Origin of the sequence: Gordonibacter massiliensis (ex Traore et al. 2017) (assembly GCF_019731765.1) — a bacterium.
In the GTDB taxonomy this organism is placed as follows: domain Bacteria; phylum Actinomycetota; class Coriobacteriia; order Coriobacteriales; family Eggerthellaceae; genus Gordonibacter; species Gordonibacter massiliensis.
In genome coordinates this window covers 65,782-90,843 of sequence record NZ_JAASIO010000010.1, presented here as the reverse complement: position 1 = coordinate 90,843, position 25,062 = coordinate 65,782, and the positions used below count along the sequence as shown (strand labels likewise).

Below are 25,062 nucleotides of genomic sequence, written 5' to 3'. Positions count from 1 at the left end.
GGGATTGCAGGCGTGGTTGGGAGACGCGTCTGCGAAGGAGTTGGATTCGGTTCGCATCGAGTCCGTCTTGCGGCGCCTTAACCGAGCATATGACAGGGTGTCATATGCAGAACGGCCGTTTTGTGGGATACTGGCGGGGCGCCGTTTCGGCGCGTTTTGCGCCGCGCGACGAATCGCGTTCAAACGAATGGCCGTATGCTGCGGAAAACCTTGCGGCATTGGGAGGTAATATGTTCGGCGCGTTAACAGTGGGCTATCTGTTTCTCGGCGGTGCCGGGGCGGGCGCGATCGTGGTCGGGTGCATGCTCGACCTCGTGGCGGTGCGCGCTCCTTTCGGAACCGACGCGCGCGTGTCCGTCGACGAGGCCCCGCCTGTCGAGCGGGTGGCGTCCTTCACGTTGCTCGCGGGTTTCGCCGCGCTCGTGCTGGGCACGCTGTGCCTGATCATCGACTTGGGTCGCATCGACCGAGTGCTCGCGTTGTTCCTGAACCCGTCGCTCACGTATTTGACCGTGGGCTCCTACGCGCTGGCGGTGCTGGTGCTGTGCGGGGCGTTTCTCGCCCTGGTGCGGTTCGTCTACCTGCCGTCCGTGCCGCGCTCGGTCGTGGTGGCCGTGGAGGCGGTGGCTGCGGCGGTGGGCACGGTCGTGGCGCTGTACACCGGCCTGCTGCTGCAGGGGTTGAACGCCGTGGCGTTGTGGAAGTCCCCGTTGCTGCCGGTGATGTTCGTGCTGTCGTCGCTGTCGTGCGGCATCGCCGTGGCGCTGGCGGCGTCGTTCTTCTCCGAGCTCGACGCCGATCTCACCCGCGCGGTGCATTCGCTTGCCTGCGTCGATGCAGCGGTGATCGCGCTGGAGGCGGTGGCGTCCGCGGCGTTCGCGGAGATTTCCCTAGGCGGCGGCAACCCTGCCGCCTCTGCGTCGGCAGCGCAGCTCATGGGCGGCAGCGAGGCGTTGGCATGGTGGGTCGGCTTCGTTCTGTGCGGCCTTATCGTGCCGTTCGTCGTGGAAGCCGTCAGCGCCGTGCGCGGGCGCACGAAGCCGGTTCTGCGTGCGGCGCTGGCCGTGGCGGCCGTGCTCGTGCTGGTGGGCGGCCTGTGCCTGCGCGGCAGCGTCGTGGGCGCCGGCGCGCATCGCGCCTTGGAACTGGAAGAGCCCGCTGCGCAAACGCAACGGGCGATGTAGGGGGAAGCGGATCCGTGGCCCTGTTCGAGATCAACGAGAAGAGCAGCATCCCCATCTGGCTTCAGCTGAAGAACCGGTTCATATACCTTATCACCTCGGGGTACTACAAGCCGGACGACCAGCTGCCCACGGTGCGCGGCCTGGCCGCCGAGGTCGAGGTGAACTACAACACCGTGAGCAAGGTGTACATGAGCCTCGAGCAGGACGGCTACATCCAGTCGAAGCGCCGCCAGGGCGCGTTCGTGCTCGACGTGAGCGACAAGCCGGGCGTGAGCATATCGTCCACGGCCGAGATCGTGACGCAGGAGTACCTCAAACGCTGCTTCGAGCTGGGCATGTCCCTCGAGGACGTGGAGGAGCAGTTCGCTGCCAGCATCAAGGCCGCGAAGGAGAAGCGAGACGCGGGCAACTAGCCTCGTTTCGAGATCGGAGGAGCTACGATGAAGCGCGACAAGAAGAACGCGGGTTCGACTGCGGCGGGCGCGGGGGGAGCGACCGCATCCGCGTTCGGCAACGCACGACCCGTGCCGGAGGGCGTGCGCATGGAGACGGGCCGGCGCCGCGCCTCCCGCAACGGGGCCGTGGTGTTCGCCGTGGTCGTGTTCGTGGTGGCGTTCGGCATCGTGCTGGCCTTGTTCCAGGCGGCGCTCGGAGGCATCGGCCTGGTTGCGTTGGCGGTGGCCGCCGTCGCGGGCTGGCTGGCCGCGTCGTCGGTGCACGTCGTGCTGGAATGGGAGAAGGCCGTGGTGCTGCGCTTCGGCAAGTTCAACCGCGTGGCCGGCCCCGGCATCGTGTTCACCTGGCCCATCATCGAGTTCTACACGCTGCGCATCGACCAGCGCGTGGCCACCACGTACTTCGGTGCCGAAGAAACGCTCACGAGCGACCTCGTGCCCATCAATGTCGACGCCGTCTTGTTCTGGATGGTGTGGAGCGCCAAGAACGCCACCGTGGAGGTGGAGGACTACTCGTCGGCCGTGGCGTGGATCGCGCAGACGGCCATGCGCAAGGCCATCGGCCGCGCCACCGTGGCCGAGGTGGCCACGCGTCGCGACCAGCTCGACGAGGAGCTGAAGGAAGCCATCGAGGAAAAGCTGAACCCATGGGGCATCACCATCATCGACGTGGAGATCCGCGACATCGTGGTGCCGAAGGAGCTGCAGGAGGCCATGGCCATGGAGGCCGTGGCCGAGCGCAAGCGCAACGCCCGCATGGTGCTGGCCGAGGCCGAGAAGGACATCTCCGAAATGCTCAAGGACGCCTCCGAGGTGTACGACGGCGACCAGGACGCCCTGCGCCTGCGCACCATGCACCTGGCCTACGAGAGCGTGGAGAAATCCGGCGGCACGCTGGTCATCCCCAGCGCGTTTTCCGAGGGCTTCGTGGAAGGCGACGCCGAGAAAGCGGCAGAGCGCACGGCGAGAACGGCGAAGGGCGCCGGGGAGTGAAAGCAGGAGGCGCGGCGGTCGCTGGGCGACGGTCGCGCCCTCCACGTTGTCATCCTGAGCGGAGCGCCGCTAGGCGCGTAGTCGAAGGATCCCGCACGGCGTCAGCCGGGAGGCGGGGCGGGGCTATTTCTGCCTGCCCTGTCATACGCTACAGATACCTTGACTAGACATATCAAGGTATAAAACACCAGTTCAATCAATATTATCTCAAAAATAGAATAATATTTTGTCATACTCTGTCATAGTTCTGTATTGATAATCATAGTGACGTATGGCAGACTATGACAAGAGGGAATCGGCCGATTTCTGATATGAGGGGGAAATCTCGGAAATGCACCGTGTGCGAACGCTCGCGCGCCACGCAGCCGAAGGGGAAAGCCGTTCGCGGAACGCTCACCTTCGTCCGATACGCCCCTAGGCATTCTGCAACATGAATGGAGGAGGAGACATGTCGGAAACGAAGAGCCCGCACGCCGGACTCACGCGCAGGAGCTTCCTGAAGACGACCGGTTTGGCGGCAGGCACCGTTGCGGTTGCTGGAACGACGCCGACCCTGCAGGCGCTCGCAGCAGACTACGAAGCCGGGCAGAAAGCTACCGACGAGGAGCAAATATTCTGCGGAGTGTGTCGCGGTAACTGCTCGGGTACGTGCAAGCTCAATATACATGTGCGCGATAATAAAGTCGTTAAGACCTCTAAACGCAAATTCAATTCATATCCAAACGGGGAGATCGATCGGATTTGTTTGCGCGGGTTGAGCCATCCTTACAACATCTACGGGCCTAATCGGGTGCAGTATCCCATGAGGCGCGTCGGCGAGCGAGGCTCAGGAGAGTGGGAGCGCATCAGCTGGGACGAGGCGCTAAACGAGATTTCCGAAAGATGGCAAAAGATCCGGGAAGAGTACGGGGACCAGGCCATCGCCTATACACGCGGATCTGGAAACATGGGAACGATCAGCGGCGTTGCCTCGCCTATGTTCAACGTTTTCTTCAACAAGATCAACGCCACCCAGATCAAGATCGCGCGTGACCAGGCCAATACGCGCGGTATCAACCGCGTGGTTGGAAATCTAGGGGACTGGGTTTTGAATGATCCTTCTGACTTCAAGAATTCGAAAACGCTCTTTGTCTGGGGTGCGAATATCACCGATGCGCAGATGCACGACTGGCACTTCATTGTAGAGGCGCAAGAGACGGGAACAAAGCTGGTGGTCATCGATCCCGTTTTAACTCAGCTTGCCGCCAAGGCTGACAAGTGGGTTCCTGTGCGACCGGCAACTGACGCTGCCCTCGCCTTGTCGATGATGTATGTTATGGTCAACGAGGATCTTGTCAATAAACCATTCCTCAAACAGCACACATGCGCTCCGTTTTTGGTGCGAAGCGATACGGGAAAATTCCTCCGGATGAGCGATTTGGGTGTGGAGCCGCAGGTGGTCGAGACGCAGCGCGATCAGGTCTCGTCGGCTTCGAGCTCCAATAAAGGCGCTGCCGTAGGCCAAAGCTCGACTGTTACCAAAACCATCGACCAGCCAGCGGTTCTTGATTCCGATGGAAAGGCGGTTGGAGCCGACGAAGCGGCCGATCCGCTTCTGAACGGCACCTACGATTTCAACGGGATCGCTTGCCGCACGGCGTATGATCTTCTCGTTGAGGACATTATGGATTATGCACCAGAGGCGGCTTCGGAAATTTGCGACGTACCCGCCGATACCATTGTCGAATTAGCCCATATGGCCATAGACGGCCCCTGCATTCATAGGCTCGGATGGGGTTCTAACTCTTACACGAACGGCGTTCACGCTGCGCATGCCAACATCACGATGGCGGCGTTGACCGGTCAGATAGGCTATTCGGGTGCCGGAACGGGCATTGGCGATTTCAAGCCCTGCTGGGGAATAAACGCTTTGGTCAAGGGTATGACTGCTGCGAAGTATCCTATGATCTCGGCGTTGTTCCTTCCCGAGATCATGAGGACGGGCAAGTACAAGGGCAAAGATTATCCCATTAAATCGCTCTATATTTATTCGGGCAACCCTATGTGCAATCAGGTCAATACCAACGAGTACTTGCGCGATATCGTTGGAAACCTCGATTTTCTCGTAGTTGCCGATTACACCTTCACCGATACCGTGAAGTATGCCGACATCGTCCTACCGGCCGCGCATTGGTTCGAGCAGCAAGACGTGGTCGCGATCTCGGCCACCCAATGCTTCATTTACAGCGAGAAGGCAATCGAGCCGCTCTATGAATCGAAATCCGATATCGACATCCTCAGATTGTTTGCTGAAAAGATGGGCCATCCTGATTTGCTTTCATTGACGGATGACGAGTATATGGCACAGGTCATCGATACGCCTTCGCTCGCCAAGCTTGGAATCACTTGGGAAAACATCAAGGAGAATGAAGACATGTACTGGTATCCAGACAAGCCGTGGATTCCATGGGAGAACGCTCAATTCAAGACCGATTCGGGACGTATGGAATTTTACGTAGAAAACCCCACGGTTCAGTTCGATATGGGGCAGGAGTTCGATGTCGACAGGGAGCACCTTCCTCATTACTTCGATCCGGCAGAGGCGTACGAAGGCAGCCCAGAGTGGAGCAAGTACAAACTGATTCTGCTAAGCGAGCGCCCTCGTTTCCGCGTGCATTCCATGTGGTCCGACAATCAGTATCTGCGAGAACTCGATCCCGAGCCGACGATCAAGATGAACCCCGTCGATGCTCGCGAGCGCGGCATCGCCGACGGGAGCTATGTCGAAGTGTTCAACGACCGCGGGCATTGCGTTGCGAAGGCTGTTCTCAACGAAGGCATCCGCCCTGGCTGCACCGTGTATCCAAAAAGCTGGCAACAGAACCAGTTCAAGGCGGGGTCTTGGTCGGAGTTGCTGACGTCGGTTTACGATCCCGTCGGGGTCAATGAGAGCTACTTTGACAATCTAGTCGAAGTTCGCGTTTGGAATGAGGGGTAGGAGCCATGGCTAATCAACGACTGGGCATGACGATCGACACTAAGCGTTGCATAGCCTGCAACTCGTGTGCGGTCGCCTGCAAGATAGAGAACAATCTTCCCAACAACAATTGGTGGAATCGCGTTATGACGGTGGGGGGCGAGCATTTGGATGCCCCTGAGGGAACGTATCCGAACGTCAAGATGCACAATATAACGGTTGCTTGCCAGCATTGCGACAACCCCGCCTGTGTGAAGGTGTGTCCTGTTGGGGCGACGTACAAGGACGAAGAGACGGGCGTCGTGCGTCAGGATTACGACAAGTGCATCGGTTGCCGCATGTGCATGGCGGCGTGCCCCTACACGGGCGTGCGTTCCTTCAACTGGGAGGAGCCGGCATATCATCTTGATTTCTCGGTCGGCGATCCCGATGTCCCCACCCATCAAAAGCATGTTGTTGAGAAATGCACGTTGTGCTGGCATCGCTTGGCGAAAGGGCTTGCTCCCGCTTGCGTGGAGGCGTGTTCTGCTCGCGCGCGTCATTTCGGCGATTTCAACGATCCCGATTCCGAGGTGTCTCAACTTCTTTCCGTACGTTCGTATGAGCAACTGCTACCGAGTGAAGGCACCGACCCCTCCATGTACTATCTCGTCTAGGTAGATAAGGAGAAAACCATGACTGAGACTACTTCGGCGGCTGGGTCCGCCAAGACTCCTGCTGCCAAATTCGGGGGCAGGGGGTTGAATATAGGCATAATCGTGGCGGCCGTTCTGACTGTGATCGGTTTGGTTCTATGGGGCGTGCAGCTCTCGGGCGGCATGGTTCAGACGAACATGCGCAACCTCGACTCGTGGGGGCTCTACATCACCTGCTTTATGTTCCTGGTGGGCTTGTCGGCCGGCGGCCTCATCATATCCAGCGCGCCGCGCGTGTTCGGGATGGAGGGCTTCGGCGGCATTTCGAAGATCGCCGTGTGGACGTCCATCTGCTGTACGGTGCTGGCCATTGGCTTCGTGGTGGTCGATCTGGGGCAGCCCCTGCGTCTGTGGGAGCTGTTTGCCTATTCGAATCTGGGGTCGCCGCTCATGTGGGACATCATCGTGCTGGCCACGTACCTCATCCTGTCCATCGTGTACCTGTGGGCCACCCTGCGCTTCGAAGGCGGCAAGGGGTCGGCCACGTCGCTGCGCGTCATCTCGGTGATCGCGCTCGTGTGCGCCATCCTCGTGCACTCCGTTACTGCTTGGATCTTCGGTCTGCAGCAAGGGCGCGAGATGTGGCATACGGCGCTTTTGGGCCCGTGGTTCGTGTCGTCCGCGCTCGTGTGCGGCGTGGCGCTCGTGCTCGTGGTGGTCATCGCGTTGCGCCGTGCGGGTTACTTGCAGCTCGACCAGAAGAACGTCGTGAAGATGGTGAAGCTGCTGGGCGTGTTCGTGTGCGTCGACTTGTACTTCTTCGGCTGCGACCTTTTGACCGAGGCGTTTCCGGCGGGATCCGGCGCCGACATCGTGGCCATGCTGACCACGGGGCCGCTCGCCCTGTTCTTCTGGATCGAGGTCGTGGGATGCGCCGTCACCGCCGTGATCGCCTTCACGCCGAAGCTGCGCACGAACCCGCTCATCGTGGTGGGAGCCTTGCTGGCCATCGTGGGCATCTTCTGCAAGCGCGTGCAGCTTTTGGTGGGCGGCTTCCAGATTCCGAACCTCGATCTGCCGGCCGTGGTGTCCGGGCCTGCGCTGACCGATGCGGGCGCGGCGCTGCAGAGCGCGGGAGGGGCGATGGTCTACTTCCCCTCGTTGCTCGAGTTCGGCGTGACTCTGGGTGTGGTGGGGCTGGGCGCCCTGCTGCTCCTGCTGGGGCTGAAGTTCCTGCCGCTCAAACCTGTGGAGAAGTCTCACTAACCGTTTGGTCGGAGCGCGCCGGGCCATCCCTCCCTGTCCGGTGCCCCCGTTGTCCGACGGAGCGCCCGCCTGTCCGTTCGTCTGGCCTTGCGCTGCGGGCGCTCCCGTCTTGAAGGGCGATGTGCGTCTATGGCAAGAAAACTCTTAGCGACCCTGGCGGCGTTCCTGCTGGTCGGCGCCTGCGTGTTCGGCGCGGGGCTTGCGGCCGACCCGTCGGTGGCCGTCTCGCAGGCCATCGAGGCGGACTCCCCGTGCCCGGCCGTGGGCTGCGCGTCGGGGGAGTGCCACGGCTTCGAAGACGTGCCCGAGCCCGACGGCGTGCACGAGATGGTCTGCCCGAAGGCGGGCTGCTCCTCGGTCGAGTGCCATGCGTGGAACACGCTCGCGACGCGCTACTACCAGGCGTCCGACGCCAGCCTGAACCTCTGGGTGCTGGCGCCGGTGGTGCTGGTGGTGGGCCTGGTGCTGCTCGTTCGAAAACTTTAAGGGGCGCTCATGGATGCTAAGAGAAACCTCTCGGTCGACGCGGTTGCGCTCGCGGTGTACCTGGTGGCGGCCAACCCCGCGCTGACCGGCATCGGCGTGCACGAGTGGCTCGGGCTCGCCGTCTTCGTCGTGCTGCTCGTGCACGCCGCACTGCACTTCGATTGGATCGTCGATACGGTCAAGGGGGCGGCGAAAGCGCCGTCGGCCGTGCGCTTGGGCAACCTCCTGCTCGATGCGCTGTCCTTGGCCGCCTTCGTCGTGGTGACGGTGTCGGGCCTCGGGGTGTCGGGCTCGGTGCTCGCCTCCTTCGGGCTTTACGCGAACGGCTACTACTTCTGGGATCCGCTCCATGCGATCTCGGCCAAGGTGCTGCTGGCACTGCTCGTCGTGCACGTGGTCGTGCATTGGAAGTGGTTCTACAACGTTCTGAAAAAGGAAAGGGGCGAGAAGAATGGAAACGACGCCTGCGAAAGACCTGACGCTTGAGTCCGAGGCGCTCTGGCGAACCCGCGCGACCGCCTGGGAGCTGCTGGCGTTCTCGCTGCGCTACCCGGACGCCGAGCTGGCCGGGGCCGTGGCGAGCGGCGAGTGGGCCGAGGCGGCCCGCGAGGTGGCGGACGCCCTGGGGCTGGCGCTGCCGGAGGGTTTCGCCGGCGAGCCCGCCCCGGCCGGCGGGCATGCGCCCGGCGCCCGGCTCCACTCCCTGCGCGCGGAGGCCACCCGCCTGTTCGTGGGCGCGCCTGATGAGGCCTGCAGCCCCTACGAGGGGGTGTGGCGCGCGGCCGACGACGGCGTGCAGGCGCTCCTGTTCGTGAACCCGCACTCCATGGAGGTGGAGCGCTTCATGCGCGCCTGCGGCCTGGGCCAGCCCGAGGGGACGAACGAGCCGCTCGACCACATCGCCACCGAGTGCGAGCTCCTGCAGTACCTGGCCATGCTGGAGGCCGGCCTGGCCGGACCGCCCGAGGGCATGGATCCCGCCGACCTCCCCGGCGGCTCGCCGGCCGCCGCCTACGGCAAGTTCCTCGGGGACCACGCCCGCGCCTGGATGCCCCGCTTCGCCGAGAAGCTCGGCGCCGAGTCCCGCGAGCCGTTCTACCGCGCGGTCGCCCGGCTGCTGGGGGTGATAGTGGGGTAGCGTGCTATCTGCGTTTTCTACTGATACAAGCGACGTTGCACTCGACTTCCGAGCCTTGTGTTGTTCCGCTTGTCCTTTGGTTTTATCAGATTGCATTACATAATGCAATCTGATAAAATAGCCTCAAGATCACGAAGTGCAAGGAGGTTGGCTATGGCAGCGGTGGCGACGTTGAACGTGCGCCTGCCCGAGGATCTCAAAGAGCGCGGCATGCAGGTGCTCGAGCGCGAGGGCGTGAGCGTGTCCGAGCTGATCCGCGATTTGTTCCGGGAGCTAGAGGCCACGCAGGAGCTTCCCGATTTCGCACGCGCGCGGGAAATCGAGCGCAGCGCGGGGGAAGCGAAGCGGGCTGCATTGCGTGAATTCGTGCGGCTGGGCCGTACGTTCGAAGACGCCGAAGTCTCGATTGATTCGCGCGACGCATATCGCGAGCATCTTCTGTGGAAGCATCGACCGGGGGTGCGGGCGTGAAGGTGCTCTTCGATACCAACGTCATTATCGACTTGTGGGATACAACGGGCGATTTCGAGAGCTCGTATCAATCGGTCGACATTGCGTTCCATCGAGGGTTCGAGGCCAGTATCACGGTGACCATGGCTCCGTCCATCGTGTATCTGCTCTCCGCGCGCAAGATCATGTCGAAACGGGATGCCCACAAGGCGTTCGGCAAGATCATGGATATGTTCGAGATACTCGATGTTACTGCTGCCGATTGCCGCCTTGGACACGAAGAAGGCAAGGGCGACTTCGAAGACGACCTTATCGCTTGGGCAGCCTACCGCCACGGCATCGATTTCATCGTGACGCGCAACAAGCGGGATTTCTCGAAGTCGCCCGTTCCCGTATTGACGCCGGAGGAGTTCGTGAACATTTATCAACCCGCCGACCTCGAGTACGAGTCGATAGACTGGCCCGAAGACTAGCAGGGTTCAACTTTCCCATACGACGCACGAGGGCTGGGGGACGGCGATCCGGGCTTCCCCTTGGAGTGCGCCCGAAACGGCATCGAGGGCGAACAGGACCACTTCGCCGCTGTCCTGGTTTGCCACGGCCAGGTGGTCGCCAGCGGGGGACAGCGAGAAGTGGCGCGGCCCGCGTCCGCCCGACGAATAGTCCGCCTGCAGTGAAGCGTTGCCGTTCGCGTCGAAGTTAAACAATGCGATGCGATCGCTGCCGCGTACCGACACGTACAGGTGCCGTCCGTCAGGCGAGAACGCAGGATGCGCGGCCAACACGGTGCGTTCGCTCGCTGCTGTCGTGTCATCTTGGGTCGCGCCAACCGTATCGCTGCTGCCGTTGAGCGCGCCGCGCTTGCCGGGCGCAGTGGGCAGTTCAAGGCACCCTATCTGCTCCCAATGCCGTCCCGCCCGGTCGAAACGGAGCAGCAGCACGTCGTCGGCCAGCTCGTTAACGAGGCCCGCCAGCGGCAGGCGGGGATGGAACGCCAGCATGCGCGGCCCCGAGCCGGCCGGTACGCGCACCGTCTCGACCGGAGGCATCTCGAGCGCGCCTGTGGCTTCGGCCCGATACAGTGTGACGGTGTCGCATCCCAAGTCCGCCACGGCCAGCAAGGCGGTGCCCGGCACGAAACTCGCCGAATGCACGTGGGGCGCGCTCTGCCGCGCACGGTTCGGCCCGCTTCCCACATGGCGCACCGACGGCAGGCCTCCGCAGGGGTTTCCGTCAGCGGTGAGCAGGCACAGGCCTACCGATCCGCTTTCGTAGTTCGCGCCGTACAGGCAGCGCCTGTTCGGATGCGCGGCGACGAAGCACGTGCCGGCGTCCGCAGGGGAAGAACACGCGCCGCGGCAGGCGAGCGACCCGTCGTCCGCAACAGAGTAGACGGCGAGGCAGCTTCGGTCGGACAGCTCGTGGGCGACATAGAGCGCCGATCCCGACCGCACGAGAAACGAGGGGTTCGGCGCGTGCGTGCCGGCATGCTCCACGCGCAAGCTCCGCTCAAACTCGTTGAACGCGAGCACGTAGATACCTTCGCTCGCACCGCCGTCGGTGTAGGTCCCTACGAACAGACGACGGCTTCTCGGCAGCTGCTCCATAAACCTCGCCTCCTTTCTTCGCCTGCTCCGCTTGGCAACGGTTCGGGCCGGCCTACCGGCTTTGGTTGGACGGCGGGCCCTTCCTGTTTCGCACGAAAATCGCCGGAATGTTGCATCGGAAAAGCCTTTTCCAAAAGCCGTTTTTCACGACCTGCGCAAACGCCGACAGCTTGGGCGTCGAGCAATGCAGAAAACGCTCGAAAGCGGGCCGAAACGCAACATTCCGGCGATTTTCGTGCGGAAAGGAAGGTTCTCGCTGCGCGACCGCGCCTTGATGACTTACGGCGATGATCGCGATGGTGCTGATGGGCCGCTATCCGGTCCATTGCCGGCAGAGCCGAGAAGGGGTTTGGCCGCGTCCGCTCGCTCGGCCTGCTGCCGACCTCGAGCAGGTAGCGCATGCGCTAGCCCCTCTCCGCTGCGAGCTCTTCCCGATCCAGCACGTGGAAGCGCCGGTACAGGCGCAACGTGGCCAGCCGGTTCCACGCCGTGATCAAAGGCCCGGTCATGAACGCGGCCACCACGGTGAACACGCCGATGGGCCCTCCCGCGAGCACGGCCACCACGGTTACGAGGATGTCCTGCGTCATGCGCACGGGCGTGTAGGAGAACCGCGTGCGCGCCACGATCACGGGCGCGATGGCGTCGATGGGCGCCACGCCCATGCGCGTCTTCAGGTACAGCGACACGCCCAGCGTGAACAGTAGCGTGCCCGCCACCAGATGGACGCCGGCGCTCACCAGGCCCGACGGTTGCCATGGCAGCAGGCGGTACACCCACGTGAAGAATTCGATGAGGTATCCCACCGCCACCATGTTGATGATCGTGCCCAAGCCTATTTGGAAGCGGTCGAACGCGAACACCACCACCAATATCACCAGGTTCACCAGCAGCTGGAACGTGCCGAAGTTCACGCCCGCAAGCGCGCTCAGCCCCAGGTTCATGGCGGTGAAAGGGTCCACGCCCACGTCGCCCACGCGGCAGATCGTCGTGCCCAGCGCGATGCACACGACGCCGATGCACGAGAACAGCAGCTTGCCGGGCAGGTTGTACGTGTGGCGCAGGTCCATCCACCGGGCCATCAGCCGTCGCCTCGCTCGAACGACGGGTACAGGGCCATGCCTCCGTCCACGAACAGGCTCGTGCCGGTGACGTAGCTCGACTCGCTTGAAGCGAGCCAGGCTGCCGCTGCTGCCACCTGCTCCACCGTGCCGATGCGCCCCAAGGGGATCATGCGCTCGGTTTGGGCGCGGGCGTCAGGGTCGGCGAACTTCTCCGCGTTGATGGGCGTTTCGATGGCGCCCGGCGCGATGCAGTTCACGCGGATGCCCCGGTGCGCGTACTCGAGCGCGATGGTCTCGCTGAACAGCTTCACGCCGCCTTTGCTGGCTGCGTAGTGCGCGAACGTGGGCCAGGGTATGCGCTCGTGCACGGACGACAGGTTGATGATGCAGCCCGGCCGGTCGCGCTCCACGAAGTGCGCGAGCGCCGCTTTCGAGCCCAGGAACACGCCGGTCAGGTTCACGGCGAGCGTCTTCTCCCACACATCGAGCGGCAGCTCGTGGGTGGGGTTGCGCGACTCGATGCCGGCGTTGTTCACCCAAACGTCCAAGCCGCCGAACTGCTCGAGCGCCGCCGAGAGGAGCTTCGGGGCGCCTTCTTCGCGAGCCACGTCGGCCTGCACGAGCACGACGCGCTCGGGCTCTCCGTCGCGGTTGAACTCGTCGGCGAGTTTCTGGGCCTCGCCGCGATGCTCGTCGCTGTGGTAGTTCACGACGACGTTCATGCCCTCTTGAAGAAAGCGCCGTGCAATGCCGTGGCCGAGCCCGACGGACGCGCCGGTGACGACGGCCGTTTTGCCGTTGAGGTCGGAGTACATGGAACACCTCCTGGTAGCGGTTGTTGTCGAAGAGTATGGGGAGCGCACCGGGTACGGGAGGCGGGATGTCCGAATCGGCGTGCGTTCGTCATGGCTTTGCCATGCGGCCGAAACCGACAGGGTTTCGCCGGTGGTGGAGGCGAGCGGGAGGGGGCTGTGCTGTTTCGTCGGTTCGGAAGCGCGCTTGCCGCCGTGCTGCTTGCAGGCTGTTGGGGCGTTTGCCGAAGAAGGGCGTGGTATGCCGCAGCGCCGTCAGTGGACGCCGAGAAGGTACAGGACGCCGAAGACGAGCGCGGCGACAACGCCCAAAACGACCAAGAGGCACAAGACGACCCAGAAGGGATGCAACTGCCCCTCATCGTCCTTGACCCTATCGGGCGACAACAGGATCAGGCTGTCGAGTATGAATTCGAGGAAATCAAGCATGCACGCATGCTAGCATGCCGATGTGCGGGTTTCGCGGTCGCATGTTATAATACCTATGAATTGGTACATTGCGACAAAGCGCCAGGCCAGCTGCTTACGACGGGCGCTCAGGGGATCGAGGCTCGCGTGTTCAACCTGCTCACGATAAGCTATCTGTTCCTCGGCGGCGCCGGGGCGGGCGCGCTTGTCGTGCTGGGCGTTTTGGAGTGCGCCAACGTGCGCCGTCGCTTCACGCGGCTGCCGGGCGCGCCCTTCCGTATCGAACGGGCCTTCGCACTTCCCGACGAGTTCTTCGCGCGCGGTTGGCCTGTGTGCTTCGTCGCCTTGGCTGCGGGCATGCTCTGTTTGCTCGTCGATCTCGGGCATCCCGAACGCCTGCTCAACCTGCTCACCTCTCCCGAGCTGTCGGCCATCGCCGTGGGAGCCTACGCGCTTGCCGTCGCGCTGGTGTGCGCCGGAGCGTTCTCGCTGTTCGAGCTGCTCGACCGGCCGCGCATCCGCATTGCCGCCGTGTGGACGGTGGCGGCACTCGGCGTGGCGGCCGGGCTCGTGGCCGTGATGTACACGGGCGTCCTGCTGCAGGGTCTGGCCTCGGTGCTGTTCTGGCAGACGCCCTTGCTGCCGACGGTGTTCGCGTTGTCGTCGCTGTCGTGCGGCATCGCCTGCGCCTTCCTCGGGGCGGCGTTCGTCGAAACGCGCCATCCGTTCACGCGCCCGCTCGCACGCCTCGCGTTGGTTGACGGGGTCCTCGTAGCCGCGGAGGCGCTGGTCCTGCTCGTGTACGTGGTCTGGGCGCTGGGAGGCGAGGGCACGGCGCTGGCGGCGCAAGCGCTCGTAGCCGGCGATATGCGCTGGTTGTTCTGGGGAGGCGTGGTGCTGTGCGGCCTGGTCGTCCCCTTCGTGCTGGAGCGGTACCTCACGCACGGCAACAGCCGCACGCAGCTGCTCTGGATCGCGGCGGCCCTGCTCGCGGGCGGGTTCGTGCTCAGGTTCTGCGTGGTGGGCGCGGCGGCCTACGACGTGACGCAGATGCCCGGCATGCTGTACGGTTTGACGATGTGACGAAAGGCGACACCATGAAACGACGCGCTATCGACCGCACGATGCGGGACGCCCCCTACGAGCTCACCGACAAGGAAGCCGAGATCAGGGCCGCCACCTCGTACGTTCCCCGCAAGTCCTCGCGCAACGGCGCGGTTATCTTCAGCATAGCCGTGTTTGTGGCGACCTGCGCCGTGGTGCTGGGCGTCGCCTACCTCGCCACCGGCGGCATCGGCCTTGCGGCCATCGTCGCCATGCTGCTGGTGGCGCTGCTCGTGCTGTCGTCCACGCACATCGCGCTTTCCTGGGAGAAGGTGGTGGTGCTGCGCTTCGGCAAGCTGGCGCGCGTGGTGGGGCCGGGGCTGTACTTCACCATCCCCATCATCGAGCACGGCACCATCCGCGTGGACCAGCGCACCATCGCCACGCCGTTCTACGCCGAGAAAACGCTCACGGCCGACCTCGTGCCCGTCACCGTGGACGCCGTGCTGTTCTGGGTGGTGTGGGATGCCGAGAAGGCGTGCACCGAGGTGGAGGACTACTACGCCGCCGTGTCGTTCCTCGCGCAAACGGCCATGCGCGAGGCCGTGGGCCGCTCCACCGTGGCCGAGGTGGCGCTGCGCCGCGACCAGCTGGACGTGGAGATCAAGGAGGACATCGAGAAGGAGGCGGGCGACTGGGGCGTCGACATCATCTCGGTGAAGGTGCGCGACATCGTCATCCCCGACGAGCTGCAAGAGGCCATGTCGCTGGAGGCCCAAGCCGATCGCGAGAAGAACGCCCGCATGTCGGTGGTGGGGGTGGAGGCCGACCTGGCCGAGATGCTGACCGAGGCCGCGCAGATCTACGGCGACCCCGAGGCCGCCCTCAAGCTGCGCACGATGCTCATGCAGTACGACACGGTGAAGAAGTCCAAGAGTGCCGTGGTCACGGTGCCCAGCTCGTTCTCCGACGGGTTCGCCGACGCGGCGGAGAAGGCCGGCGACGCAGGCCGCAGCCGCTGACCGTGTCGGCCGCGTGCGTTTGCCGCTGCCCCGTCCGCGCGCTGAGGTGGGGAAGGCGGGCGATGCGCCCCGCGTTGGCTAAGATCGGGCGCCTGTCGTGCCCCGTGTGCGTTGATTGAGAGGACGTGCGAGGGGCGGAAACGCGCGGTTGCCTGCGTCTGTTATCATAAGCTAACCAAGAATGTGAGAGAAAGCCCGTATGAGCCCGCTTGAATCCTTTGAAATAGACTACAGCAGCGGTTTGCCTGTGTGGATACAGGTGAAGAACCGCATCGCCTACCTCATAGGGTCGGGGGCGTATGTCGCGGGCGACCGGCTTCCCACGGTGCGCGCGCTGGCAGTGGATCTGGACATCAGCTACAACACCGTGAACCGCGCTTACATGGACTTGGAGCGCGAGGGTTACATCTCCACGCGCAAGGGCAGGGGCACGTTCGTGGCCGAGCGTCACGCCGTGGGCGCCGCGCTCGCCACCGACAGTCCCGTGGAACTGCTGGTAGACGACCTCATCCGCACCTGTTCCAACGCCGGCATGGCCGACGACGACATCCTCGCCATGGTGCGGGCTCGTCTGGCTCAGAAGAAGCCGGTGGGCGAGCGGGCGTAGCGCTCGGATTCGAATCCGCTACTCTCCGCATGAGCGGAACAGTCTTTGGAAGCATTTCTCTGCTGACTGTTAAGAGAAATAAAGTTCCCCCAGTTGAAAAGCCTGATATCCCGGCATCGTCTCATTCCTAGTATTCCCAAACAAGGCTAGTTTGTTAGATTGATTGTCGCAAATCATTGTGATAAGATGACAATCAAGGATTTGGCCAATTCTTATCAGGAACCGAAGGGGATATCCGATAAGATTGCGCTTGGGCTGGGGCTGGCTTTCGCGATGCGCGGTTGAGAGGTCGACAAGGCGCTGCGATCAGTCCGTCGCTAAACCATTCGCAGGGGATATCCTGGCACGATCTTTGAAGGAGGAGATATGTCAGGAACAACCAGCCCGCAAGTCGGGCTCACCCGTCGAACCTTTCTCAAGACAACCGGCGTCGCCGCTGGCGTCGTTGCAATAGGAGGAGCGATAACGCCCAATTTGCAGGCGTTGGCGGAAAACGAGCGGAAGACACCGTCCGGAGACCAGGTCTTCCACGGCGTGTGTCGCGGAAACTGCATGAACGGCTGTCCGCTGGAAATACATGTGCGCGACGGAAAGGTGGCGCGCGTGCGCAACGCCGAATGCCCCGACCCTCAGTACAACCGCATCTGCCTGAAGGGCATCACGCATCCGCAGCGCATCTACTCTCCGGATCGCCCGCTTTATCCCATGAAGCGTGTCGGGAAGCGCGGCTCGGGTGAGTTCGAGCGCATCACGTGGGAAGAGGCCATCGACACCATCTGCTCGAAATGGAAGGAGCTCCGCGAGGAATACGGCCCGGCCGCCATAGGCTGCTGGTCGCAATCGGGTAGTTTCGGCCTGCTCAACGGCTGCCATTACCTTGGAGCGTACAACCGCTTGATGGGAAAGCTCGGAGCCATCCCCATCTCCGGAGCCATCGATATGAACTACTACACGGCTTCCTCGGCGATGTACGGCAGCGGTTTGTCGGGTTCGTACAACGAGATCACCGACTTGCGCAACGCACGCACGGTCATCGCGTGGGGAACGAACTTCACAGAAGCGCAGATGCAGTCGTGGCATTTCCTGGCCGACGCCATCGATGCTGGCTGCAAGGTCGTCGTCATCGATCCGTCGTTCACGACGCTCGCGTCCAAGGCCGACATGTTCGTGCCGATTCGCCCTGGCTCCGATGCCGTTTTGGCTTTCGCCATGGCCAACATCCTCATCGACGAAGATATGATCGACGTTCCGTTCCTTCTCAAGTCGACGGTGGCTCCCTTCCTCGTCAAAGAGGATGGCGCGTACCTGCGCATGAGCGATCTCGGCGTGGCTCCCGCCGAAGGCCCGGTGGACGCAAAGACCGGGAAACCGTCGGTCATCGATCCGATTGCCGTCTGGGACGAGGCGGAGGGCAAACCCCGAGCGGAAGGCGAGGCGACATCGCCTGCGCTCGAAGGTGCGTACCAGGCGGGGGACTTCGCGGTGAGGACCGCGTACGACCTGCTGCTTGATCGCGTTCGCGAGTATCCGCCCGAGGTCGCGACGGACATCTGCGAGGTGCCGGTCGAGACGATGCGCGAAATCGCGCATTTGTACGCGAACAACAAGCCGGCGAGCATTTTCCAGGGATTCGGGTACGACCGCTACTACAACGGCCATAGCACCTTCACGGCTATCGGAGCGTTCGCCATGCTTTCGGGCAACATAGGCAAGCCGGGTTCGAGCGCGGGCATTTGCCAGCCAGGCCCTGTACCTCTTGATATGGCGCGCTGCCTTGCCCCCATCAGGCAAGCTGCAAACATCGATCAATCCGTTATAGACCAAGGGCAAAGCTCTTATGCAGCCGGCGTACTTGCCCATAAGCTTTCGGAGGCGCTCGAGACGGGAATGTACAACGGCTCGAAGTTCGTTATGAAGAGCATTTACATCAACAACTGCAACCCCCTCAACTACATCGCCGATCGTCAGACCTTGATCAAGGTGATCGAGCAGATGGAGCTTGTCGTGGCGGTCGATATCCGCATGACCGACACTTCCCAGTACGCGGATATCGTGCTGCCTGCGGCGCACTGGTTCGAGGTTGACGACTTCACTTGCGGAACCGCGTTTCTCACGCCGTACGTGTGCCTGCAGGAGAAGGCGGTTGACCCGCCGGGCGAATGCAAATCCGACTACGAGATACTCGGCCTTCTGGCAAAAGGCATGGGCTGGCCTGAGGTGTACGACGACCTTTCTCCCCAGGAGGCAATGCGGTATATTCTCGACACCGATACTGCGAAGAAATTCGGTGTCTCGTGGGAGCGCTTGCAGAAGGAGAAGATCATCCGCTGGTTCCCCGAGGGCGAGTATATCTACGGCGCCGACGGCACGTTCGGCACGCCCACCAAGCGCGCCCAATTCTATTTTGAAAAGCTTGCACCTAGCATGAACTGGGGGCAGGAAATCGACAAGGAGCTCGAGCGCCTGCCGTTCTTCGTTCCTCCGCAAGAGGCTTGGCCTGAAAACCCGCTGTTCGAGAAATACCCCTTGGTGTGCTTCCAAGAACATACGCGTTGGCGTGTTCACTCGAATTTCAGCGAGGTTCCTTGGCTGCGCGAGCTCGATCCCGAACCGACGGTCAAGGTCAATCCCATCGATGCGCACGCGCGTGGTATTGCAGACGGCGATATGGTGCGCGTGTTCAATGATCGCGGGCAAGCGGTGATGAAGGTGATTCTGAGCGAGGGCATCCGTCCCGGCATGTGCAACATGCCGAAGGGCTGGCAGGCCTGCCAGTACGTCGAAGGCCATTACAACGATCTGTCGAGCCGTGAAACGAACCCGTATGTGGCGAATTCGCAGTTCTCGGACCTGCTGGTTGAGATCGAGAAGGCGTAAAGGAGGAGGACTATGCATTACGGAATGGCTATTGACCTTAAACGCTGCATCGGATGCCACACGTGCGCCATGGCGTGCAAAGTGGCGAACAACATTCCCGAAGACGTGTGGTGGAACCGTATATTGACTGACGGCGGAGACACCATAGACACTCCGCGTGGCGAGTACCCGAACCTCTCCATGCGATTCATGGCGGTGTCGTGCCAGCATTGCGAAAATCCGGCATGCGTGAAGGTGTGCCCCGTGGGCGCCACCTACAAGGACGCCGAGACCGGCATCGTCCGCCAGGACTACGACAAGTGCATCGGCTGCCGCATGTGCATGGCGGCGTGCCCGTACACGGGTGTGCGCTCGTTCAACTGGGAGGAGCCGAAGTACGCCGTCGACGCGTCGTTCGGCGACGCCGACGTTCCGAAGCATCAGAAACACGTGGTGGAGAAATGCACCTTCTGCTATCAGCGAATCGCGAGAGACGAGGATCCCGCCTGTATGGAACTTTGCCCCGGTCGTGCGCGATTCTGGGGCGACTTCGACGACCCCGATTCGGAGGTTTCAAGGCTTATTCGCGAGCGCGAGTATATGCAGCTTCTTCCCGATCGCGGGACGAGTCCTTCCGTCTATTACCTCGTCTAGGGAGATAAGGAGAACAACATGTCTGAGACAACTTCGGCGGCCAAGCCCGCCAAGGCTCCTGCTGCCAAGTTCGGGGGTAAAGGGCTCAACATCGGCATCGTCGTGGCCGCGATCGTGACCGTTGCGGGCCTGGTCCTCTGGGGTGTCCAGCTCTCCGGCGGCCTCGTGCAGACCGGCATGCGCAACCTCGACTCGTGGGGGCTCTACATCACCATGTTCATGTTCCTCGTGGGCCTGTCGGCCGGCGGCCTCATCATCAGCTCGGTGCCGCGCGCCTTCGGCATGAAGGGCTTCGGGGGCATCAGCAAGGTGGCCGTGTGGACGTCCATCTGCTGCACGGTGCTGGCCATCGGGTTCGTGGTGGTCGACCTCGGGCACCCGCTGCGCCTGTGGGAGCTGTTCGCGTACTCGAACCTAGGATCGCCGCTCATGTGGGACATCATCGTGCTGGCGGTGTACCTCATCCTGTCGATCGTGTACCTGTGGGCCACGCTTCGCTTCGAGGGAGGCAAGGGGTCCGAGAAGTCCCTGCGCGTCATCTCGGTGGTCGCGCTCGTGTGCGCCATCCTCGTGCACTCCGTGACGGCTTGGATATTCGGCCTGCAGCAAGGCCGCGAGATGTGGTACACGGCGCTTCTGGCTCCGTGGTTCGTGTCGTCGGCCCTCGTGTGCGGCACGGCTCTCGTGCTGGTGGTGGTCATCGCGCTGCGAAAAGCGGGCTACCTGGAGCTCGCCCAGGAGAACGTGGTCAAGATGGTGAAGCTGCTGGGAGCGTTCGTGCTTGTCGACCTGTACTTTTTCGGCTGCGACCTGCTCACGGCCGGCTTTCCGAACGCCTCGGGTGCCGAGGTCGTGGCCATGCTGGTGTCCGGCCCGCTCGCGCCGTTCTTCTGGATCGAGGTGATCGGCTGCGCCGTCACGGCGATCATCGCCTTCACGCCGAGGCTGCGCACGAACCCGCTCATCGTGGCGGGCGCCCTGCTGGCCATCGTGGGCATCTTCTGCAAGCGCGTGCAGCTGCTGGTGGGCGGTTTCCAGATCCCCAACATCGACTACGCCGGCGTCGTGACGCCTTACACGGCGACAAACTGGGCGGGCGGTATGGCCGGCGCCTACCAGGGTATGGTGTACTGGCCCCAGCCCATCGAGTTCGGCGTGGTGCTGGGCGTGGTGGGGCTGGGCGCCCTGCTGCTCCTGCTGGGCCTGAAGTTCCTGCCGCTCAAACCGGTCGAGAAGCCTCAGTAACCATTCGTTCGGAACGCGCCGGACAACCCTCCCTGCCCGGCGCGCCTCCGTTGTTCGACGGAGCGCCCGCTTGCCTGTTCGTCAGGTGTTGCACGGTGGGCGCTCCCGTCTTGAAGGGCGATGGTGTCCATGGCAAGAAAACTTGTTTTCGCGTTGGCCGCCTTCCTGCTCGTCGGCGCGTGCGTGTTCGCAGCGGGGTCGGCACTCGATCCGTCGGTGGATTTCCCGCAGGCTATTGCAGCCGACTCCCCGTGCCCGGCCGTGGGCTGCGCGTCGGGGAAGTGCCACGGCTTCGACGATGTGCCCGAACCCGACGGCGTGCACGAGATGACGTGCCCCGAGGCGAGCTGCTCGTCGGTCGACTGCCATGCATGGGACACGCTGGCCACCCGCTACCACCAGGCGTCCGACGCCAGCCTGAACCTGTGGGTGCTGGCGCCGGTGGTGCTGGTGCTGGCTTTGGTGCTGCTCGTTCGTAAAATGTAGGGGGAGGGTTATGGACGCGAAGAAGAACCTGATCGTCGATGCGGTGGCGCTTGCGGTGTACGCGGTTGTGGCCAATCCTGCTTTGACGGGCATCGCGCTGCACGAATGGGTGGGACTCGGTCTGGTGCTCGTTTTTCTGGTGCATGCGGCCGCGCACGCTGACTGGGTTGCGGAAACGACGCGATCGGCGTTGCGTTGCCCATCGTGGAGCCGAGCGGGGAATCTGGCGCTGGACGCGTGCATCGTCGTGGCTTTCATGGTGTGCGTCGTGTCGGGCGTTTTGGTATCCGGCGCGGTCTTGCCCGCTTTGGGATACTATGCGCAAGGCTATTATTTCTGGGATCCGCTCCATGCGGTCTCGGCCAAGGTGCTGCTGGCTTTGCTGCTGGTGCACGTGGTGGTCCACGCGCGATGGTTCATGCGGTTTGCAATGAGGGGAAAGGATACGGAGCATGCAGACGAACTCGAATGACGAGCGGAGGGCATGGCGGGCCCGTGCGACCATGTGGGAGCTGCTGGCGTTCTCGCTGCGCTACCCGGACGCCGAGCTGGCGGAGGCCGTGGCGAGCGGCGAGTGGGCCGACGCGGCCAGCGAGGTGGCGGATGCGCTCGGGCTGGACGCCGCCCCCTGTCGCTCCGAGGGAGCTGCCGAAGGGCCGGCTCGCCTCCGTTCCGAAAGCGACGCCGAAGCGCCCGTCCCCGGCCATCCCGAGCGCGGCGCCGAAACGCCTTCCCTCTGTCGTCCCGAGCAGAGCGCGGCGACGCCCGTCCCCTGTCATCCTGAGCGCAGCGCCGCAGGCGCGGAGTCGAAGGATCTCCCGCAGCCCGGGGCCCTGGCCGGCGATCGCGTCCCCGACGCCCTGCTCAGCTCCCTGCGCGCGGAGGCCACGCGCCTGTTCGTGGGCGCGCCCGACGCGGCGTGCAGCCCCTACGAGGGCGTGCACCGCGCGGCCGAGGACGGCGTTCAGGCGCTCCTGTTCGTGAACCCCCACTCCATGGAGGTGGAGCGCTTCATGAGGGCGTGCGGCTTGGGCCAGCCCGAGGGCACGAACGAGCCCTTGGACCACGCCGCCACCGAGTGCGAGCTTTTGCAATACCTGGCCATGCTGGAGGCCGGCATCGCCGGGCCGCCCGAGGGCACGGGCCCCGCCGCCCTGCCCGGCGGATCCCCGGCCGCGGCCTACGCGTCCTTCCTCGAGGACCACGCCCGCGCCTGGATGCCCCGCTTCGCCGAGCGCCTCGCCACCGAGTCCCGCGAGTCGTTCTACCGCGCGGCCGCGCAGCTGCTTAGCGCAGCTGTTAGATAGGAGGGCATGCCGTACGCCCCATCTTCATGCGTTCGAACACCTATAAACGAAGCCGATTCGGAGTAACCCAAATCGGCTTCTTGGTTTGGACATTATTTTGTTCCCGATATCAGAAAAGTTCGCTACCGTTTCTCCACCGCCTGCCTGAAGCAGGCGACGACCCACGCGTCATCGAACGGGATGCCCCTCATCTCCTCGAGCCCCTCGCGACGGGCCGTCAACCAGAGCGCATGCCAACCGAACGTACGCGGTTGCACGCCGCGTGGCCGAGGGAACGCGACCCACAGCCTTCCTCGTTGCGAGAGCGCCTCGCGCGCCTCCACGGCGCGCGCCCGGTACTCTTCGATGCTTGCGGCGAACAGCAAGGCGAAATCGTACGGCCCGCTGCTGGGGAACGCGACCAGCCGCTGCCTTGCCGCCATTTCGTGAAACTCGGGAGGGGCGTTCAGCGCAATGCCCCGCGCGCCTTCTTGCAAGCGCATTTTCCTGAAAACAGTGGACTCCATGCGTCCTCCTTCCCTCATGGGTTCGTCGGTTTCCCGGCCAGTGTAGCGTGCGCGCTCCGGCAACGCCCAAACCGCCACCGTCCCGCAACGTGCCCGCCGCAAGGTCTTCGCATGAGATGAGTTTCGCCAGCCTGCTTTACTTGAAATAGAAATTTCGTTACACTTTTAACGGAATTTCCTGAAATTTCGTTACACTTTTAACGGAATTTCAATTTAATAGCCAAAGCAGAAAGAGGCTCCGTCATGAGGCGAAAAATCGAAGAAGCGCTTCTCGCGTGGAAAAACTCGCGCGTCCGCAAGCCGCTCGTGCTGAACGGTGCCCGCCAAGTGGGAAAAACCTATTCGATTCTTGATTTTGCGCAAAAACAGTACCGCAATCTGCTCTATATCGATTTCTCGGCACAGAAAAACGCATGCGCATTGTTCGAAGGCGACATCACGCCGGAAGCGCTGTTACCGCAACTCGAGGTCATAACGAAAACGTCCGTCGATCCCGAAAGCACGTTGCTGTTTTTCGATGAGGTGCAGGCATGCCCCCGAGCGCTCACCTCTTTGAAATACTTTTTCGAGCGCGCTCCCGAATACCACGTCGTTGCTGCGGGGAGCTTGCTGGGGGTTGCCCTTGGGCGAGAGGAGTACTCGTATCCCGTTGGCAAAGTTGATACGTTGACCATGCATCCGCTCGATTTCGAGGAGTTCCTCTGGGCGTTCCGGGAGGAGCAGCTTGCCGATTTGATTCGCGCCGCTTATGCGGACGACCGCCCGATGGGGTTGCATGACTACGCGCTGGGCCATTACCGTCGCTACCTGTTGGTTGGCGGCATGCCCGAGGCGGTTGACGCCGCTTCGTCAAGTGCCTCCCCGAGCGAGATTCAACCCATCCAGTTAGGCATCGCCGACGCGTATATCGCCGATATGACGAAATACGCGAGCCCGCTCGACAGCGCGAAGATACTCAACGTATGGCGAAGCGTTCCAGAGCAGCTTGCAAAGGAGAACCACAAGTTCCAGTACGCCACGATCTCGTCCTCGGCGCGGGCGTTTCAGTACGAGGCCCCTATCAACTGGCTCAATGCCGCCGGACTCGTGTCGTTCTGCTATCGGGTGAGCGAAGGTCGGAAGCCGCTCGGGGCTTTCGTGGAGCAGGATTTCTTCAAGCTGTATCTGCTCGATGTCGGTTTGCTCGCAGCGTGGTACGGCGTCGATGCCGCCGACCTTGAACCCGCCGCGGATAAGGGATCGCACTATCGGGGCGGCATAGCCGAAAACTACGTTATGCAGCAAATGGTTGCCAACGGTTTCGAGCCGTTCTACTGGGGAACGACGAGCAGGGCGGAAGTGGACTTTGTCGTTCAGATGTCCGAGGGCGATGTGGTGCCGGTCGAGGTGAAGTCGGGCGGAAACGTTTCGGCGCGCAGTTTGGAGGCGTATCGCAAGGCGTATCAACCGCCTTATGTGCTGCGAGTCTCAACGAAGCAGTTCGGCTTCGAGAACGGCATCAAGAGCGTGCCCCTCTATGCGGCGTTCTGCATCGGGAGCTAAGTCGGACGTATCTGCGGTTGGGCGACGCTCAGGTTCGGCTTGGAATAGGCTGTACCAAAAAAGTTGTCTTAACGTGCTCTCTCGGCGGCCGTTCTGTGTAGGGCAAGGGCTCTGCCCTTGCCGACGACGTGCGGAAATGTTCCCTGTTGAGCGGCAAGGGCAGAGCCCTTGCCCTACACAGAACGAGAGAGAATCGGCTCTTTTGGCACAGCCCGTCCCAGGCCGAGCGTGAGGTCGTGGTGGCAAGATTCGGCGGCGAGGCGTAAAAGCGGGCCTTTGCGCGTTGTGCTCGCAACGCGCGCGCTGCAATATCTGGCTTGGCTCGACGAAATGTCATAC

Annotated in this window: 26 protein-coding genes; 21 read left to right on the top strand and 5 right to left on the bottom strand. The window is 62.7% G+C overall.

The genetic code is table 11. The features are described from left to right. Positions 1 to 230: 230 nt before the first annotated feature. From nrfD (HCH03_RS11610) to HCH03_RS11560, 11 genes are all read left to right on the top strand, one after another. A complete protein-coding gene (nrfD, locus tag HCH03_RS11610) occupies positions 231 to 1,184 on the top strand; it encodes an NrfD/PsrC family molybdoenzyme membrane anchor subunit (protein ID WP_221689623.1) in 954 nt (317 codons plus the stop codon). Between the two features lie 14 nt (positions 1,185 to 1,198). Further along, positions 1,199 to 1,597 carry a GntR family transcriptional regulator gene (locus HCH03_RS11605; protein WP_080143653.1) on the top strand — a complete coding sequence of 133 codons (399 nt, stop codon included), beginning with the start codon at positions 1,199 to 1,201 and terminating at the stop codon, positions 1,595 to 1,597. A gap of 27 nt (positions 1,598 to 1,624) precedes the next feature. Further along, positions 1,625 to 2,632 carry a slipin family protein gene (locus tag HCH03_RS11600; RefSeq protein ID WP_221689622.1) on the top strand — a complete coding sequence of 336 codons (1,008 nt, stop codon included), beginning with the start codon at positions 1,625 to 1,627 and terminating at the stop codon, positions 2,630 to 2,632. Positions 2,633 to 3,080: 448 nt separating this feature from the next. Beyond that, a complete protein-coding gene (locus tag HCH03_RS11595; RefSeq protein ID WP_221689621.1) occupies positions 3,081 to 5,609 on the top strand; it encodes a molybdopterin-dependent oxidoreductase in 2,529 nt (842 codons plus the stop codon). Between the two features lie 5 nt (positions 5,610 to 5,614). Beyond that, on the top strand, positions 5,615 to 6,244 hold the full coding sequence (locus HCH03_RS11590; protein ID WP_185905647.1) for a 4Fe-4S dicluster domain-containing protein: 630 nt from the start codon (positions 5,615 to 5,617) through the stop codon (positions 6,242 to 6,244). Between the two features lie 18 nt (positions 6,245 to 6,262). After that, complete coding sequence (gene nrfD, locus HCH03_RS11585) at positions 6,263 to 7,489, top strand: NrfD/PsrC family molybdoenzyme membrane anchor subunit (protein WP_221689620.1); 1,227 nt, start codon at positions 6,263 to 6,265, stop codon at positions 7,487 to 7,489. A gap of 129 nt (positions 7,490 to 7,618) precedes the next feature. Next, the gene (locus tag HCH03_RS11580; protein WP_221689619.1) at positions 7,619 to 7,975 is read left to right on the top strand and encodes a hypothetical protein; all 357 of its coding nucleotides are present in this window, start codon (positions 7,619 to 7,621) and stop codon (positions 7,973 to 7,975) included. Between the two features lie 9 nt (positions 7,976 to 7,984). Further along, a complete protein-coding gene (locus HCH03_RS11575) occupies positions 7,985 to 8,461 on the top strand; it encodes a DUF4405 domain-containing protein (protein ID WP_221689618.1) in 477 nt (158 codons plus the stop codon). After that, the gene (locus tag HCH03_RS11570; protein ID WP_221689617.1) at positions 8,427 to 9,113 is read left to right on the top strand and encodes a TorD/DmsD family molecular chaperone; all 687 of its coding nucleotides are present in this window, start codon (positions 8,427 to 8,429) and stop codon (positions 9,111 to 9,113) included. Before HCH03_RS11575 ends, HCH03_RS11570 begins: the two co-directional genes overlap by 35 nt. 153 nt (positions 9,114 to 9,266) lie before the next feature. Next, complete coding sequence (locus HCH03_RS11565) at positions 9,267 to 9,584, top strand: type II toxin-antitoxin system RelB/DinJ family antitoxin (RefSeq protein WP_221689616.1); 318 nt, start codon at positions 9,267 to 9,269, stop codon at positions 9,582 to 9,584. Then, positions 9,554 to 10,036 carry a PIN domain-containing protein gene (locus HCH03_RS11560; protein ID WP_221689615.1) on the top strand — a complete coding sequence of 161 codons (483 nt, stop codon included), beginning with the start codon at positions 9,554 to 9,556 and terminating at the stop codon, positions 10,034 to 10,036. Before HCH03_RS11565 ends, HCH03_RS11560 begins: the two co-directional genes overlap by 31 nt. A 6-nt stretch (positions 10,037 to 10,042) precedes the next feature. On the opposite strand, the gene HCH03_RS11555 is transcribed toward HCH03_RS11560, so the two are convergent. From HCH03_RS11555 to HCH03_RS11540, 4 genes are all read right to left on the bottom strand, one after another. Then, positions 10,043 to 11,170, bottom strand: a complete 1,128-nt coding sequence (locus tag HCH03_RS11555) for a lactonase family protein (protein ID WP_221689614.1) — start codon at positions 11,168 to 11,170, stop codon at positions 10,043 to 10,045. A gap of 404 nt (positions 11,171 to 11,574) precedes the next feature. Beyond that, positions 11,575 to 12,252, bottom strand: coding sequence for a YczE/YyaS/YitT family protein (locus HCH03_RS11550; protein WP_221689613.1), 678 nt, complete (start codon positions 12,250 to 12,252; stop codon positions 11,575 to 11,577). Next, complete coding sequence (locus tag HCH03_RS11545; RefSeq protein WP_221689612.1) at positions 12,252 to 13,049, bottom strand: glucose 1-dehydrogenase; 798 nt, start codon at positions 13,047 to 13,049, stop codon at positions 12,252 to 12,254. The genes HCH03_RS11550 and HCH03_RS11545 overlap by 1 nt, the downstream gene beginning before the upstream one ends. A gap of 252 nt (positions 13,050 to 13,301) precedes the next feature. Beyond that, complete coding sequence (locus HCH03_RS11540) at positions 13,302 to 13,475, bottom strand: hypothetical protein (protein WP_221689611.1); 174 nt, start codon at positions 13,473 to 13,475, stop codon at positions 13,302 to 13,304. A 126-nt stretch (positions 13,476 to 13,601) separates the two neighbouring features. Between HCH03_RS11540 and nrfD (HCH03_RS11535) the strand changes: the two genes are divergently transcribed. The 9 genes from nrfD (HCH03_RS11535) to HCH03_RS11495 all read left to right on the top strand — a co-directional run bounded on the left by nrfD (HCH03_RS11535) (position 13,602) and on the right by HCH03_RS11495 (position 22,675). After that, a complete protein-coding gene (gene nrfD / locus HCH03_RS11535) occupies positions 13,602 to 14,537 on the top strand; it encodes an NrfD/PsrC family molybdoenzyme membrane anchor subunit (protein ID WP_221689610.1) in 936 nt (311 codons plus the stop codon). Between the two features lie 14 nt (positions 14,538 to 14,551). Continuing rightward, positions 14,552 to 15,520: a slipin family protein gene (locus HCH03_RS11530; RefSeq protein WP_246599992.1), complete on the top strand. Its 969-nt coding sequence runs from the start codon at positions 14,552 to 14,554 to the stop codon at positions 15,518 to 15,520. A gap of 199 nt (positions 15,521 to 15,719) precedes the next feature. After that, positions 15,720 to 16,127 carry a GntR family transcriptional regulator gene (locus HCH03_RS11525; protein ID WP_080143642.1) on the top strand — a complete coding sequence of 136 codons (408 nt, stop codon included), beginning with the start codon at positions 15,720 to 15,722 and terminating at the stop codon, positions 16,125 to 16,127. Between the two features lie 366 nt (positions 16,128 to 16,493). Further along, complete coding sequence (locus HCH03_RS11520) at positions 16,494 to 19,004, top strand: molybdopterin-dependent oxidoreductase (protein WP_221689609.1); 2,511 nt, start codon at positions 16,494 to 16,496, stop codon at positions 19,002 to 19,004. A 12-nt stretch (positions 19,005 to 19,016) separates the two neighbouring features. Beyond that, a complete protein-coding gene (locus HCH03_RS11515; RefSeq protein ID WP_246599990.1) occupies positions 19,017 to 19,637 on the top strand; it encodes a 4Fe-4S dicluster domain-containing protein in 621 nt (206 codons plus the stop codon). Between the two features lie 18 nt (positions 19,638 to 19,655). Continuing rightward, positions 19,656 to 20,882 (top strand): NrfD/PsrC family molybdoenzyme membrane anchor subunit, encoded by a 1,227-nt coding sequence (gene nrfD, locus HCH03_RS11510; RefSeq protein ID WP_221689608.1) that lies wholly within the window; start codon positions 19,656 to 19,658, stop codon positions 20,880 to 20,882. Between the two features lie 129 nt (positions 20,883 to 21,011). Continuing rightward, positions 21,012 to 21,368: a hypothetical protein gene (locus tag HCH03_RS11505; protein ID WP_221689607.1), complete on the top strand. Its 357-nt coding sequence runs from the start codon at positions 21,012 to 21,014 to the stop codon at positions 21,366 to 21,368. 10 nt (positions 21,369 to 21,378) lie between these two features. Then, positions 21,379 to 21,840, top strand: a complete 462-nt coding sequence (locus HCH03_RS11500) for a DUF4405 domain-containing protein (protein WP_221689606.1) — start codon at positions 21,379 to 21,381, stop codon at positions 21,838 to 21,840. Beyond that, complete coding sequence (locus HCH03_RS11495; protein WP_246599989.1) at positions 21,821 to 22,675, top strand: TorD/DmsD family molecular chaperone; 855 nt, start codon at positions 21,821 to 21,823, stop codon at positions 22,673 to 22,675. Before HCH03_RS11500 ends, HCH03_RS11495 begins: the two co-directional genes overlap by 20 nt. Before the next feature lie 122 nt (positions 22,676 to 22,797). Here the strand turns inward: HCH03_RS11495 and HCH03_RS11490 are convergent, their stop codons facing one another. Then, positions 22,798 to 23,181, bottom strand: coding sequence for a hypothetical protein (locus HCH03_RS11490; protein WP_221689605.1), 384 nt, complete (start codon positions 23,179 to 23,181; stop codon positions 22,798 to 22,800). Positions 23,182 to 23,424: 243 nt separating this feature from the next. On the opposite strand from HCH03_RS11490, the gene HCH03_RS11485 reads away from it, so the two are divergent. Further along, on the top strand, positions 23,425 to 24,723 hold the full coding sequence (locus HCH03_RS11485) for an ATP-binding protein (RefSeq protein WP_221689604.1): 1,299 nt from the start codon (positions 23,425 to 23,427) through the stop codon (positions 24,721 to 24,723). Positions 24,724 to 25,062 lie beyond the last annotated feature (339 nt).

Bases quoted from the DNA above. Each gene is read 5' to 3' on its own strand.
- HCH03_RS11490 (WP_221689605.1), bottom strand. From the start codon at position 23,181: ATGGAGTCCACTGTTTTCAGGAAAATGCGCTTGCAAGAAGGCGCGCGG.
- HCH03_RS11545 (WP_221689612.1), bottom strand. From the start codon at position 13,049: ATGTACTCCGACCTCAACGGCAAAACGGCCGTCGTCACCGGCGCGTCC.
- HCH03_RS11515 (WP_246599990.1), top strand. From the start codon at position 19,017: ATGCATTACGGAATGGCTATTGACCTTAAACGCTGCATCGGATGCCAC.
- HCH03_RS11530 (WP_246599992.1), top strand. From the start codon at position 14,552: ATGAAACGACGCGCTATCGACCGCACGATGCGGGACGCCCCCTACGAG.
- HCH03_RS11555 (WP_221689614.1), bottom strand. From the start codon at position 11,170: ATGGAGCAGCTGCCGAGAAGCCGTCGTCTGTTCGTAGGGACCTACACC.
- HCH03_RS11485 (WP_221689604.1), top strand. From the start codon at position 23,425: ATGAGGCGAAAAATCGAAGAAGCGCTTCTCGCGTGGAAAAACTCGCGC.
- HCH03_RS11525 (WP_080143642.1), top strand. From the start codon at position 15,720: ATGAGCCCGCTTGAATCCTTTGAAATAGACTACAGCAGCGGTTTGCCT.
- HCH03_RS11590 (WP_185905647.1), top strand. From the start codon at position 5,615: ATGGCTAATCAACGACTGGGCATGACGATCGACACTAAGCGTTGCATA.
- HCH03_RS11600 (WP_221689622.1), top strand. From the start codon at position 1,625: ATGAAGCGCGACAAGAAGAACGCGGGTTCGACTGCGGCGGGCGCGGGG.
- HCH03_RS11500 (WP_221689606.1), top strand. From the start codon at position 21,379: ATGGACGCGAAGAAGAACCTGATCGTCGATGCGGTGGCGCTTGCGGTG.
- nrfD (WP_221689623.1), top strand. From the start codon at position 231: ATGTTCGGCGCGTTAACAGTGGGCTATCTGTTTCTCGGCGGTGCCGGG.
- HCH03_RS11575 (WP_221689618.1), top strand. From the start codon at position 7,985: ATGGATGCTAAGAGAAACCTCTCGGTCGACGCGGTTGCGCTCGCGGTG.
- HCH03_RS11505 (WP_221689607.1), top strand. From the start codon at position 21,012: ATGGCAAGAAAACTTGTTTTCGCGTTGGCCGCCTTCCTGCTCGTCGGC.
- HCH03_RS11495 (WP_246599989.1), top strand. From the start codon at position 21,821: ATGCAGACGAACTCGAATGACGAGCGGAGGGCATGGCGGGCCCGTGCG.
- HCH03_RS11580 (WP_221689619.1), top strand. From the start codon at position 7,619: ATGGCAAGAAAACTCTTAGCGACCCTGGCGGCGTTCCTGCTGGTCGGC.
- nrfD (WP_221689608.1), top strand. From the start codon at position 19,656: ATGTCTGAGACAACTTCGGCGGCCAAGCCCGCCAAGGCTCCTGCTGCC.
- HCH03_RS11540 (WP_221689611.1), bottom strand. From the start codon at position 13,475: ATGCTTGATTTCCTCGAATTCATACTCGACAGCCTGATCCTGTTGTCG.
- HCH03_RS11520 (WP_221689609.1), top strand. From the start codon at position 16,494: ATGTCAGGAACAACCAGCCCGCAAGTCGGGCTCACCCGTCGAACCTTT.
- HCH03_RS11595 (WP_221689621.1), top strand. From the start codon at position 3,081: ATGTCGGAAACGAAGAGCCCGCACGCCGGACTCACGCGCAGGAGCTTC.
- HCH03_RS11565 (WP_221689616.1), top strand. From the start codon at position 9,267: ATGGCAGCGGTGGCGACGTTGAACGTGCGCCTGCCCGAGGATCTCAAA.
- HCH03_RS11570 (WP_221689617.1), top strand. From the start codon at position 8,427: ATGGAAACGACGCCTGCGAAAGACCTGACGCTTGAGTCCGAGGCGCTC.
- HCH03_RS11550 (WP_221689613.1), bottom strand. From the start codon at position 12,252: ATGGCCCGGTGGATGGACCTGCGCCACACGTACAACCTGCCCGGCAAG.
- nrfD (WP_221689620.1), top strand. From the start codon at position 6,263: ATGACTGAGACTACTTCGGCGGCTGGGTCCGCCAAGACTCCTGCTGCC.